Origin of the sequence: Streptomyces lincolnensis (assembly GCF_001685355.1) — a bacterium.
GTDB classification, from domain to species: Bacteria; Actinomycetota; Actinomycetes; order Streptomycetales; family Streptomycetaceae; genus Streptomyces; species Streptomyces lincolnensis.
The window spans coordinates 4,792,963-4,805,842 of the sequence record NZ_CP016438.1 but is presented as its reverse complement, the minus strand read 5'-3'; the positions used below and the strand labels follow the sequence as shown (position 1 = coordinate 4,805,842).

The 12,880-nt window shown below is 74.0% G+C and carries 6 protein-coding genes; 3 read left to right on the top strand and 3 right to left on the bottom strand.

All coding sequences use genetic code 11. From position 1 onward, the window contains the following. Positions 1 to 39: 39 nt before the first annotated feature. The gene (locus tag SLINC_RS21270; protein ID WP_067435454.1) at positions 40 to 1,464 is read right to left on the bottom strand and encodes an MFS transporter; all 1,425 of its coding nucleotides are present in this window, start codon (positions 1,462 to 1,464) and stop codon (positions 40 to 42) included. 728 nt (positions 1,465 to 2,192) lie between these two features. On the opposite strand from SLINC_RS21270, the gene SLINC_RS21265 reads away from it, so the two are divergent. Continuing rightward, complete coding sequence (locus SLINC_RS21265) at positions 2,193 to 4,292, top strand: asparagine synthase-related protein (RefSeq protein ID WP_067435451.1); 2,100 nt, start codon at positions 2,193 to 2,195, stop codon at positions 4,290 to 4,292. A 227-nt stretch (positions 4,293 to 4,519) separates the two neighbouring features. Next, positions 4,520 to 7,843, top strand: a complete 3,324-nt coding sequence (locus tag SLINC_RS21260; RefSeq protein ID WP_182449198.1) for an AfsR/SARP family transcriptional regulator — start codon at positions 4,520 to 4,522, stop codon at positions 7,841 to 7,843. Positions 7,844 to 7,891: 48 nt separating this feature from the next. On the opposite strand, the gene SLINC_RS21255 is transcribed toward SLINC_RS21260, so the two are convergent. Both SLINC_RS21255 and SLINC_RS21250 read right to left on the bottom strand, forming a co-directional pair. Beyond that, a complete protein-coding gene (locus SLINC_RS21255) occupies positions 7,892 to 9,850 on the bottom strand; it encodes a sigma-70 family RNA polymerase sigma factor (RefSeq protein ID WP_067435448.1) in 1,959 nt (652 codons plus the stop codon). A gap of 323 nt (positions 9,851 to 10,173) precedes the next feature. Further along, on the bottom strand, positions 10,174 to 10,965 hold the full coding sequence (locus tag SLINC_RS21250) for a TetR/AcrR family transcriptional regulator (protein WP_067435445.1): 792 nt from the start codon (positions 10,963 to 10,965) through the stop codon (positions 10,174 to 10,176). Positions 10,966 to 11,339: 374 nt separating this feature from the next. Between SLINC_RS21250 and SLINC_RS21245 the strand changes: the two genes are divergently transcribed. After that, complete coding sequence (locus SLINC_RS21245) at positions 11,340 to 12,719, top strand: NAD(P)/FAD-dependent oxidoreductase (RefSeq protein ID WP_067435442.1); 1,380 nt, start codon at positions 11,340 to 11,342, stop codon at positions 12,717 to 12,719. Positions 12,720 to 12,880 lie beyond the last annotated feature (161 nt).

Below are 12,880 nucleotides of genomic sequence, written 5' to 3'. Positions count from 1 at the left end.
CAGGGCACGGCAGTACTGGGGCGGGGGGCAGGCATGCGCCTACGCCGGCGCCATCAGTAAGGGACGCGCCCTCTCCCGCAGCTCCACCACCCGCGGCTCGTCGCCGTACGGCTCCAGCCGGTGGAGGAGATCCTTCACGTACTCGGTGGTGCGGGCCGAGGAGATGCGCCCCGCGACCTCCACCGCCCGCACGCCCTGCTCGCACGCCGCATCGAGATTGCCCGACTCCAGCTCGGCGACCGCGGAGACGACGAGTCGCAGGCCGTGCGAGCGTACGAACTCCTCCGTCGGCTTCGAGAGGGCCTGCTCCGTGAAGCGGCGTACCTGGCGCGGTGCCTTCAGGTCGCGGTAGCACTCCGCGGCGTCGGCGGCGAAGCGGTCGTAGGAGTAGAAGCCGAGCCAGGACGGGTCGGGGTCGCCCTCGCGGGAGCGCTCCAGCCAGCCCTCGGCGGCCTTGAGGGCCGCGCCGGCGGCCTGGGCGTCACCCGCGCGCGCGTGGGCGCGGGCCTCGACCAGGCGGAAGAAGCTCATGGTGCGGGCGGTGGCCAGGCCCCGGTTGCGTTCCAGCGCGGCCTGGGCGAGGTCGACGCCCTCGTCGCCGAAGCCGCGGTAGGTCGCCTGGAGGGACATGGAGGCCAGGACGTAGCCCCCGAGGGGCACGTCCGCCGCCGCGCGGGCCAGGCGCAGGGCCTGGATGTAGTAGCGCTGGGCGGCTTCCTGCTGGCCGGTGTCGAAGGCCATCCAGCCGGCCAGGCGGGTGAGCTCGGCACTCGCGCCGAAGAGGGCTCTGCCGACCTCGTCGGAGTAGGAGCCGAGCAGCAGCGGGGCCGCCTCCACCCGCAGGCACTCGGGCACCATCGAGGAGCGCCAGTCGCCGCCGCCGTACTTGGAGTCCCACCGCCGGGCGTCCTCGGCGGCCTCGCGCAGCTTCTGCACATCGCTGTGGCCGACTTTGAGCGGTGCGCCGGAGGCTTCGGCGGGGCTCACCTCGCGCGCGACCGAGCTGTCGGCCGGGGTTATCAGCCATCGTGAGGCCGGCGTTGCGTACGCGCTTACTGCGAACGATCCGGCCAGTGACTGCCAGATGCCTCCGGAGCCGGCCCGGCGGCCCGCGAGGTCGAGACGGTAGAGCTCCGTCGCCGACTTCACCGCCTGTCCGACGTCCCTGGGGAAGGCGAGGCCCACCTCGGGTGCGGGATCCGCGTCCGCCAGGCCGATCTCGTGGAGCGGCACCGGGCGGCCGAGCTTCTGCCCTATGGCGGCGGCGATGAGGTGCGGCGCGGCGCCCTGCGGCACCATGCCCTTGGAGACCCAGCGCGCCACCGAGGTCTTGTCGTAGCGAAGAGTCAACCCGCGTTGAGCGCCAAGATCGTTGACGCGTCGCGCGAGTCCTGCGTTGCTGATTCCCGCGAGGGCGAGAACGGCGCCGAGTTTTTCGTTCGGCCCGCGTTGCTCCCTGGACATTGCGCCACCCCTCGACACAGACGGCTGCCGCGCTGGCATAACCACGCGGCATTCGTAAACCCAGCGTAGTTCGCCGCATCCCAAGCGTTAAGAGGCATTGTTCCGGATGGCGGGATTGTGGTCCGTACTGAAGTGCGGGTCCGATACGCGCAGTTGCGTCGTGCTCCCGCTGTGTGGCCGTGCGCCTGCGCGTGCGCTCTTCTCCGGCCATCGCGGGAGCGGTTCCATGGGCCGTGCGTGGGTCGGCCCGCTGTACTGGATCCAGTGGGCTGGGGGACACCGCCGCCTCATATCCCCGCGGGCGGCGGACGGGCCCGGGGGGCGTGCCGCGTCCCCCGGGCTGCGCGACGCCCGGGCGGTGGGCGGAGCATGTACGGAGTGTGCTCGACGCCGCTCTCTTGACGCCGATTTGGCCAAAAATCGACCCTGCCCGGAGCGGGCGATCAGCCCTCCCACCACGGTACTTGAGGGCGCGCGGGGCGTTTTTGGGGAGCGTTTCGGGGGCGCATTCGCGTCGCAGCCGTCCGGCCGACACATCGTCAACTCCCTTGTCCACAGCCCCTGGACCGTCGGTACGGCGGATTCCGGAGTCGCTGTGGGAGTATCCGCCGGGGCGCGTTCCGGGGAGCACAAGCGGCTCCGCCGCCCCTCCGGCGCACCGTCCTTCATGGCAGCATGGTGCCGAGTTCGTACGGTGCACTGGTTGTCCACAGCCTGTGGAGGCGGCGATGCGGTGGTTGGTGGGATGGAGCAGCACCGCCGCGGGGGCCCCCGAGATCGGCTCCGCGGGGGCGGTGGGACACGACGGCGAGACCCTGCACCCGGTGGGGTCCCATCTCCTGTGGGGCGATCCCGATCCGCTGTGGGCGGTCGGCGACTGGCGCCCGGACGAGGTGCGGGTGGTGAAGGCCGACGCCCAGACCCGGATCGCCGTCCTCGGCATCTGCGGGGCGACGGACGAGCAGTTGCGGGTCGGGCTGTTCGCCGCGCGCGGCGGCGCACTACGGCACCTGACCGCCTGGCCGGGCAGCTACACGGCCGTCGTCCAGGTCGGGCGCCGCATCACTGTCTGCGGTGATCTGGCGGGCGCGCGGCCCGTGTTCTACACCCCCTGGAGCGGCGGCACCGCCTACGCGACGGCCGCGCTGCCCCTCGCCGACCTCATCGAGGCCAACCTCGACTACGGCCATCTCGCCGCGCTCCTCGCCGCCCCCGACGTCCCGGCCGCGGTGTACGACTCCACGCCCTACGACGGCGTACGGCGCATTCCGCCGGGGCACGCGCTGATCCTGCGCGCCGGGGCGCGTGAGATCGCCGGCTACGAGCAGGTCGCCTCCCTCGCGGTGGCGGCCCCCTCGGCCGACCCCGACAGCGCGGTGGACGCCGTACGCGACGCCCTGGTGGAGGCGGTCCGCGCGCGGCTGTCCGCGCCCCGTCACGTCCCCGGCGCCGACATAGACCCGGGTCCCGTCCCGGGCATGGGGCCCGCCGAACGCCGTGCCGCGCGCGGGATGCCGGTCGCGGGCATCGGCGCGGACCTGTCCGGCGGCCCGGCCTCGGGCACCCTCGCGCTGCTCGCCGCCGGCCTGCCGGGCATGCCGGGCACCGTCCTGGGCCACGGCACGGGCGCGGGGGAGCGGCTGCTGGCCGTCACGTTCAACGACCTCGCCGTCGGCGGCCGCGAGGCCGAGCTGGAGCGGGCGGGCACCCTCGCGGCCAATCCGCGGCTGCACCACGTGGTGGTCACCGGCGGCGAGGAAACGCTGCCGTACTCCGAACTGGACGGCCCGCTCACCGACGAACCCGCCCAGAGCCTGGTCACGGCCGCCCGCCATCGCGCGCGCCTCGCGGCAGGCAGCGCGGACCACTTCACCGGCTACGGCGCCCGCCAGGTCCTGGACGCCCATCCGGCCCGCCTCGCCGACCTGCTGATGGACCGCAAGCGCCGCCACCTGGTCCGCCCGGTCGCCGCCCTCACCAGGGCGGACGGCTCGGTCCTCGTCCCCGCGCGCGTGTACGGCGCCGCGCGGCGCCTGGCCCGTACGCCGTACCGCACCGGCCTGGAGGTCCTCGCCGACCGCCTCATGCAGCGCCGCTTCGACGATCCCGGAGGTGCTGTGGGGGCGTCTCTCGCCGCGCTCACCTGGGGCAGACCGGGACCCGCGGCGCGCTGGCTCACCGGTGAGGCCCTTGCTGAAGTATCGGTTCGCCTGCAGGGTGCGACCCACCGCTCCGGGGTCGGTCCCGGCCAGCGGCCCGGCGACTTCCGCGCGCGTGCGGCCCTCACCCGCAGCGCGACGGATCTGCGCGTCCTGGACCAGGCCGCCGAGATCCGCTTCCAGCGCCTGCACGCCCCGTTCCTCGACAACCAGGTGGTCCGCGCCTGCCGCACCCTCCCGGAGGCTCTCAGGGTCCAGCCAGGGGCCCGTGCGGCCATCCTGCGTACGGTCCTGGAGGGCGCCGGCGTCGCCGACCTCCCACCCGGCTGGGGCGCCCCCTCCCACGCCTCCTCGGCCGCGGCCGCCCGCACGGGTCTCCGTGTCGCCGCCGACTCCCTGATGGCCCTCTTCGGCAATCCCCTGCTCGCCCAGGCCGGTCTCGTGGAGGCCCGCGTCGTCCGCAAGGCCCTGCGTGCCGGGGCCGAGGGCGAGGCCCTCCCCCTCGACGGCCTCGCCGACCTCGTCTCCCTAGAGATCTGGCTCCAACGCCTCCTCGCCCGCCGGGGCACCTGCTGGACCGGAACCCCGGCACGCGCGCGTGCGGTCCCCGCGGGGATCACCCCGCAGCGGGGGGCACTGGGCGCGGGGGCGGCCGCGCGACGGGCGTAGGTGCCCCCCCGCCCGCCCACAGGGGGCGGCGCTGTGTGAGCACCGGCCCAGGTACTTCCAGCCCGTCCGGCGTTTGAGGACGAGGCCCCTTCAGGGCCGTGGGGGTCCGGGGGCGGAGCCCCCGGTGGGCGCCCGGTGGAACCCCTGGCAGACTCCCCGACCGTCGCCGACACGGCCGCCCCCACAAACACCGTGCCCCGCACAGCCACCCCGGCGACAATGACCCGGTGCGGTACAGAATCCTGGGCATCACCCAGGCGGAGGACGTCCACGGCACCGGCATACCCGTCGGCGGCCCCCGCCTCCGCGCGCTGCTCACCGCGCTCGCCCTGCGCCCCGGCCGCGTCACCCCGCCCGGCACCCTGATCGACGAGGTCTGGGCGGACGCCCCGCCCCAGGACGCCCCGGCCGCCCTCCAGGCACTGGTCGGCCGCCTCCGCCGTACCGTCGGCAAGGACGTGATCGACTCCGTCCCCGGCGGCTACCGGCTCGCGGCGACCGCGGACGACGTGGACCTGCACGTCTTCGAGCGGCTGGTCAGGCACGGCACCGCCGCCCTGGCCCGCGGCGACGCCCGGGCCGCCGCCCGCGACCTCGCCGACGCCCTCGCCCTGTGGCGCGGCCCCGCCCTCGCCGACCTGCCCGACCGCACCGCCGCGGCCGGGCCCGAGGCCCTGCGCCGGGAGGCGACCCGGGCCCGCATCGAGGCGGACCTCCTCCTGGGCCGCGCCCACGAAGCCGTACCGGAACTGACCGCCCTGACCGCGGCACACCCCTACGACGAACCGCTGCACGTCCTGCTCATCCGGGCCCTGCGCGACACCGGCCGCCCCGCCGACGCCCTCGCCGCCTACGAGCGCGCCCGCCGGGCCCTCGCCGACGGTCTCGGCACCGACCCGGGACCCGAACTCCGCACCTTGCACACCGAACTCCTCCAACCGGCACCGGCCCACGACCCCGCTCGCCCCCCGCGTCCGGAGCACCCCGGGCCCGCCGAGCACCCGGCCCGCCCCGAGCCTGAGCCCCGCCACGAACCCTCCATCCCCACCGGCAACATCCGCCCCCGCCTGACGACTTTCGTCGGCCGGGAACCCGAACTCGACGCCATCCGTTCCGAAGTGCACAGGGCCCGCCTCGTCACCCTCACCGGACCGGGCGGCTCGGGAAAGACCCGCCTCGCCGAGGAAGCCGCCGCCGGGCTCCCGCAGGCCTGGCTGGTCGAGCTCGCCCCGCTCGACCGGCCGGAGGCGGTGCCGGGCGCGGTGGTCAGCGCGCTCGGTCTGCGCGAGACCGTGCTCATGACCACCGAGCTGACGGCCCCGCAGGACGACCCGGTCGCCCTGCTCGTCGAGTACTGCGCCCCGCGCAGCCGGCTCCTGATCCTTGACAACTGCGAACATGTCATCGAAGCGGCGGCCCACCTAGCCGAGACACTCCTCACCCGCTGCCCGGGGCTCAGGATCCTCGCCACCAGCCGCGAACCCCTGGGCGTCCCCGGCGAGTCGGTGCGCCCGGTCGAGCCCCTCCTCCCCGACCAGGCCCACCGCCTCTTCGCCGAGCGCGCCGCCGCCGTCCGCCCCGACGCGGACACCGTGCTCGGCGACAAGGAGGCCGTCGCCGAGATCTGCCGGCGCCTGGACGGCCTGCCGCTCGCCATCGAACTCGCGGCGGCCCGGCTGCGGCTGCTCACGCCCCGGCAGATCGCCGATCGCCTGGACGACCGCTTCCGCCTCCTGACCACCGGAAGCCGTACGGTCCTGCCCCGCCAGCAGACCCTGCGCGCTGTGGTCGACTGGTCCTGGGACCTGCTCGAAGAGCGGGAGCGCACGGTGCTGCGCGAGGTCTCCGTGTTCGCGGGCGGCTGGGACCTGGCCGCCGCCGAGGCCGTCTGCACCGGGCCCGTCGCGGACCTCCTCGGGGCGCTCGTGGACAAGTCCCTGATCGTGGCCGCCCCCTGCGCGCGGGGCGGTGGCGACGGCATGCGGTACCGCATGCTGGAGACCATCCACGAGTACGCCGTCGAGCGCGCCGCGGAGCTCCCCGGGCCGCGCGCCGCGACCGAGCGCCGGCACCGCGCGTGGGTGCGGGCGTTCGTGGAGGAGGCGGATCCGCAGCTGCGTTCCGCCGGGCAGCTTCCCTGGATCTCCCGCCTGGAGACCGAGGTGGACAACATCCGTGCGGCCCTGCGGCGCGCGGTCACCGCCGGGGACGAGACCGAGGCCGGCGCCCTCGTGCTCGCGATGGGCTGGTTCTGGTGGCTGCGCAACTACCAGCACGAGGGCGCGGAGTGGGCCGACCAGGCACTGCGCCTCGGTGCCGCCCAGGACGCCTCCGCCGGCCTCCTCCCCGCCACGGCCGCCCTCGACCCGGTCGACGCCTTCCTCGCCGCCCCGGACGGCGAGCGGCACCATCCGTCGCACGCCCTGCGGATGAACCTCCGGATGCAGCACCTCTTCCTCAAGACCGAGGTCGAGCCGCTGGAAGGGACGCTCGACGACCGGCTGCGCGCGTATGTCGTCCTGGTCCGCGACCACTTCGCGCGCGGCGGTCCGCACGCGGCCCGGATGCCGGGCCTCGCCTGGCCGTTCACCACGTACATGCTGGACCGGCCGACCGACGCCCGTCCCCTCATGGCCGCCGCCATCGCCAACTGCCGCGCTCACGGCGACGACTGGGCGATCGCCGTGTCCCTGATGTTCCGTACGCACATGGTCGTCGACTCCGCGGGGGGCCTGGCGGGCGTGGACGAGGACCTTGAGGAACTGAGGGTGCTCAGCCGGCGTTCCGGCGACCGCTGGCTGCGGGCCCAGGTCGCCAGCGCGACCGCCGAGGCGGCCATGGCGCGCAGCCGCCTGACGGAGGCGAAGAACGAGTACGAGGAGGCCCTGCGACTCGCCCGCGAGGTCGGCGCGAACGGTGAGACGCCGTTCCTCCTCGCCCGGCTCGCCGAGATCGCCTACCGCGAGGGCGACCGCCCGGCCGCGCTGATCGCCCTGGACGAGGCGAGCGTGGCCGGCGAGCGCTACGGCGTCTCGCACACCCGGGCGTTCGTCCTGCTGATGCGGGCCCAGATCGCCCTGGACGAGAAGGACACGGCCGGCGCGCGCGAGCTGCTGGCGACGGTCCGCGCGGAGATCGCGCAGCATGCGCCGCCGCCCCAGTTCGAGGTCATGATGAACGCCGTCGCCGCCATGGTGACCGTCGCCGACGCGGGGCCGGAGCACGGGCTGCCGCAGCTGGCGGACACCGTCCGCGACGCCATCCACAAGAGGTGCGCGGAGACCGTCGTGGCGGGCCTCGTGGACGGCGCCGCCGCGCTGCTCTGCGATCTCGGTGACCACCCGCGCGCGGTCCGGCTGCTCGCCGCCGCGGAGCACTGGCGCGCCGGCGATCCGCGCCTCACACCGGACGGCGAGCGGGCGGCCCGCGCCGAGACCACCGCCCGCGCCGCCCTGGGCCCCGCCCGACACGGCAGGGAGCACGCCAAGGGCCGGGCCCTCACTCCGCAGGACGCCCTCACCGAACTCGACGAGGCCGTGGGCGCCCTCTGAGGCACGGCTGAAGCGGCCTCAGGAACGGGCGAACTAGGAGCAGGCGAGCTAGGAGCAGGCGAACTTCGACTCCGCCCAGTCCGCGAGTGCCAGTTTGTCGAAGGGGCTGTGCGGCTCCACCACCAGCCGCACGGTCTCCCGCCCGGCGAGGTTCACCCGCACCGGCACCGCCGCGTCACCGCCCTGGACCAGGCCCGACCGCCACAGCCGGACCCCGTCGGCGTAGACGGAGAAGTAGACCTTGCCGAGACCGAGCATCGAGTCGTCGACGCCGACCTTCGCGTCGTAGGCCGTGCAGGTGCGGTTGAGGTCGATCGTGACGGAGGACTGTCCGTGCACGGTCACCCCGTGGGCGTACCGCTTCCCGCCGATCGGCACGCCGTACCGCTGCCACACCCAGCTGCTCTCGCCGATCCGCATCTCGGGCCCGGAGCCGTCGCCGGTGATGTCGTACGACAGCTGGCTCCACTGGTAGACGGCCGGCACGGGCGGGGGAGTCGGGGTCGGTGTGGGGGTGGGGGTGGGGGTGGGGCTCGGCGTGGGGGTCGGCTTCGGGCTGGGAGCCGGGGGCGGAGGCGTCGGCGTCGGTGTGGGGGTGGGTGTCGGGGTCGGCGTGGGAGTCGGGGTGGGCGTGGGGGCGATCACCGGGGGTCTCGGCGCGGGCTGCTTCTTCGGGGGCGCGGGTGGGTTCTCGGCGGGCTCGACCACGGGCGCGGACGCGGGCGGTTTGGCGTCCGGCTTCTTGGGCGGGCTGTCGTTGTTCATCAGCGCGAGCGCCACCGCGGCGGTCGCGACCGCCACCACACCGGCCGCGATACCCGCCTTCACCGGTGCGCCGAGCCCCTCGGAGGCCGCCGCGCCCCCGGCGCCCGCCCCGCCGGACGAACCGCCGCTCGCCGCGGCGGCCGCCCCGGCGGCACCGGCCGCGCCCGCTCCGGCACCGCCGGCGATGAGCCCGACCGCCTTGGCGTATCCGGCGGCACCGAACCAGCCGATGACGGCGATCGGCACGACGGTGGGGATACCGCTGGCGACTTCCTTGATCTGGCCCGCGGCCAGCCGGCACTTGGCGCACTCCTCCAGGTGCTTGCGCAGTCCCCGTTCGGCCCGGGTGCGCAGGCCGCCGCGGGCGTAGGCGCCGAGCCGGTCGGCGTAGCGGGCGCACTCCTCGTCGCTGGCGAGGGTGGCGCTGACGTGGGCCTGAAGGTAGGCCTGCTTGAGGCCCTCGCGGGCGCGGCTGGCGAGCACGCGGGTGCCGTTGGCGTCCAGCCCGAAGAGCGTGGCGACGTCACTGGGCGACTCGTCCTCGACCTCGGTGTGCCACAGCACGGCCTGCCAGCGCTCGGGCAGCGACCGGAAGGCCTGCATGGCCATCGACTGCTCGGCCTCGTGCATCGCCCGCACATCGGCGCCGAGGTCCAACGTGTCGTTGTCGGACACCTCGGAGACCCGCGCGGCCTGCGAGGCGAACACCGCGAAGTCGTCGACCAGTTGCTCCCGCTTCGCGGACTTCGTCCAGCTCGCGGCGACCCGTCGGACGGTGGTCAGCAGATACGCGCGTACGGCGTGCTCGGGGCCGGAGCCGCCGCGCACCGCCTGGAGCATGCGGGCGAAGACCTCGGCGGTGAGGTCGTCCGCGGTGTGCCCGTCGCGGCAGCAGGTGCGGGCGTACCGGCGCACCGCGTCCGCGTGGCGCCGGTAGAGCTCCGCGTAGGCGGAGTCGTCGCCCGCGCGCATCCGCGCGATGAGGTCGGCGTCGGGCGGTGGCAGCTCCCGCGGCGGCGGCAGCACACCGCTGTCCTCGCGCCGGTCGCGCTGGGACGGCACGGTGCCCTCCACGGGCTCCGCCGGTTCCACGAGCTCTGCGGGCTGCGCCGGGATGCCGACGGACTCCACCGGCTCGCCCTGCGGTGCGCCGGACCGTCCCCCCTGGTTCGGCACCTGTGGCGTGCCACCGGCCTCCGCGCCATCGTCGCCGAGTGGCCCGTCCCGCCCGTCAAAACTCATCGCGGAAAGCCCCCGCCGCCGGCCCAACCAGTCCAGAACACCGGGTCAGAGTGCCATATTGGCTTTTGGTCAGGACCGGTCGGTGCGGACCATCCACTCGTCCGTGGGGTTGTCCCGCAGGGCAGTACTAACCGTCACCCGTACGGGGAAGGCTCAACGGGCCTTGCCTGGCCAGGAGTTGGATGCGGCACCCGAAAGGTCCGGAATGCGACCGGGGTGCGGGCCCACGGGACGGGGTGCGGGCGCCACAGCACCCACACCCCGCAGTCACCCGTTAGTGGCGCCGGACAGGCACCGGTCGGGCACCCGTCAGACACCGGACGTCACGACGGCCGCGACCGCAGCCCCTCCAGCAGGATGTCCAGCAGCCGCGCCGAGGCCGCCGCCTGCTGCGCCGCGTCCGGCAGCGAGGGCGCCGCCGTGGCGATCACCAGCAGGACGTCCGCCACCGACACATCGGCCCGCAGCTCGCCCGCCGTACGCGCCCGCTCCACGAGCTGGCCCACGACCTCCAGCAGCGCCGCCGCCCCCGAGTCGTCGTCCGCGGAGAGCGCCGGAGCCTCCTCGGACACCAGCCGCAGCTCCCCGGAACCCGGCTGCATCCGCTGATGGGGCACCCGCGCGCCGTCGTACCCGGTGGTCTCGTCCGCCACCCCGACCCGCAGCACCTGCGGCGGCAGCAGCCGCCCGGCGCCCGAGGCCACCGAGGTCCGCAGGAAGCGCGACAGCGCCGACCACGGCTCGTCCTCCTGACCGAGCGCCGCACGTGCCTGGTCGGTCAGCCGGGAGGTCTCCTCCTCGGCTATCCGACGCACCAGGACGTCCTTGCTCGGGAAGCGCCGGTACACCGTGCCGACACCGACCCGCGCGCGTCGCGCCACGTCCTCCATCGGCGCGCCGTATCCCAGCTCGCCGAAGACCTCGCGCGCCGCACGCAGTACGTGCTCCAGATTGCGCTGTGCGTCCACGCGCAGCGGCGTGGTGCGCGAACTGTCGCGCCCGTTGCCCGCCGCCCCGCTCATCGCTGAACCCATCGAACTCATCGTGCCGCCCAACGCCCCACCACCTGGTGCGATGGTGGACGCGGACGACCAATGAGAGCCCTGAACATGCATAAGTGATCCCCCGGTAATGACGTCTCCCCCCGGAGACTCTCCCCGCCATCGAAAGCCGGAGCGAACGGAAGAGGCCGCTTACCGGACCCACCCGTCGCGGACCCGAAGGCGCATCCCCCTACACCCCGTCGACACACGAACATAGTTGAGTGGGGGTCAATTCAGAAGGGGCACGTTCCGCACGGAGCGTTCCCCGATCGGAGTACGCGACGCATACGTCCTGAATGCACCCCCTCGGATCACCCGGCGCACACCATCTGACCTGCGAGGCTTCCGCGCCCTCCGCGGATTCGGCCAACTCGGCGCGCCGACGGCACGCGGTCACACAATTTGTCGGGGCTGTGGACAAACGCAAGCGCCGGGTGCGTCATGGGATGGTGAAGGAACGTGCGCGCATTCTCGTTGTCGGCGGCGGCTACGTCGGGATGTACACGGCTCTGCGTCTCCAGCGGAAGCTGAAGAAGGAACTGAGCCGGGGCGAAGCCGAGATCACGGTCGTCAGTCCTGACCCGTACATGACCTATCAGCCGTTCCTTCCCGAAGCGGCCGCCGGCTCCATCTCGCCGCGCCATGTGGTCGTACCGCTGCGCCGCGTCCTGGACCGCTGCCGGGTCGTCATCGGCGAGGCCACCGCCATCGACCACGCCAAGCGCACCGCCTCCCTCACCACGCTCGCCACCGAGGAGGAGGGCACCGGCTCCGAACAACTGGTCTACGACGAACTGGTCCTCGCCCCCGGCTCGGTCTCGCGCACGCTGCCCGTCCCCGGTCTCGCCGAGCACGGCATCGGCTTCAAGACCGTCGAGGAGGCCATCGGCCTGCGCAACCACGTCATCGAGCAGATGGACATCGCCTCCTCCACCCGCGACCCCGCCGTCCGCGACGCCGCCCTCACCTTCGTCTTCGTCGGCGGCGGCTACGCCGGAGTCGAGGCGCTCGCCGAGCTGGAGGACATGGCCCGCTACACCGCGCGCTACTACCACAACATCCGCCCCGAGGACATGAAGTGGATCCTCGTCGAGGCCTCGGACCGCATCCTGCCCGAGGTCGGCGAGGAGATGGGCCGCTACACCGTCACCCAGCTGCGCCGCCGCAACATCGACCTGCGCCTGAACACCCGCCTGGAATCCTGCGCGGACCGCGTCGCCGTCCTCAGCGACGGCGCCCGCTTCCCCACCCGTACGGTCGTCTGGACGGCCGGCGTCAAACCGCACCCCATCCTCGCCGCGACCGACCTGCCGCTGACCGGGCGCGGCCGCCTGAAGTGCACGGCCGAACTCGCCGTGGACGGCGCCCCGCACGCGTGGGCCGCGGGAGACGCCGCCGCCGTCCCCGACGTCACCGCCGAGGAACCCGGCAGGGAATGCGCGCCGAACGCCCAGCACGCCGTCCGCCAGGCCAAGGTCCTCGGCGACAACATCGCGCACACGCTGCGCGGCGAGCCCCTCCAGACGTACTCGCACGCCTACGTCGGCTCGGTGGCCTCCCTCGGACTCCACAAGGGCGTCGCCCACGTCTACGGGCGCAGGCTGAAGGGCTACCCTGCCTGGTTCATGCACCGCGTCTACCACCTCAGCAGGGTGCCCACCTTCAACCGCAAGGCCCGCGTGCTGGCCGAATGGACCCTGTCCGGGCTCTTCAAACGGGAGATCGTCTCCCTCGGATCACTCGAACATCCCCGAGCGGAGTTCGAACTCGCGGCCGGTGGAAAGCCTCCTCACCACCCGACGGACGACCCGAAGGGGTCGTCCTGACCGGACCGAGGAACTCCGGCCGCAAGGTAGGCGTCTGACGGATGTCGACCCGGCAGGCCGCCCTGCCAGACTGGTCCCCGACCTGGACGGACCTTGGACGGCCCGACCCCGCCCTTCGAACCCACGAGACTCTCCCCACCGTGCTGCAATCCCGGGGCCCC

What these genes read in the sequence shown, in the direction of transcription:
- SLINC_RS21270 (WP_067435454.1), bottom strand. Translation starts at nt 1,464, where the DNA reads ATGTCCAGGGAGCAACGCGGGCCGAACGAAAAACTCGGCGCCGTTCTC.
- SLINC_RS21265 (WP_067435451.1), top strand. Translation starts at nt 2,193, where the DNA reads ATGCGGTGGTTGGTGGGATGGAGCAGCACCGCCGCGGGGGCCCCCGAG.
- SLINC_RS21255 (WP_067435448.1), bottom strand. Translation starts at nt 9,850, where the DNA reads ATGAGTTTTGACGGGCGGGACGGGCCACTCGGCGACGATGGCGCGGAG.
- SLINC_RS21250 (WP_067435445.1), bottom strand. Translation starts at nt 10,965, where the DNA reads ATGCATGTTCAGGGCTCTCATTGGTCGTCCGCGTCCACCATCGCACCA.
- SLINC_RS21245 (WP_067435442.1), top strand. Translation starts at nt 11,340, where the DNA reads ATGGTGAAGGAACGTGCGCGCATTCTCGTTGTCGGCGGCGGCTACGTC.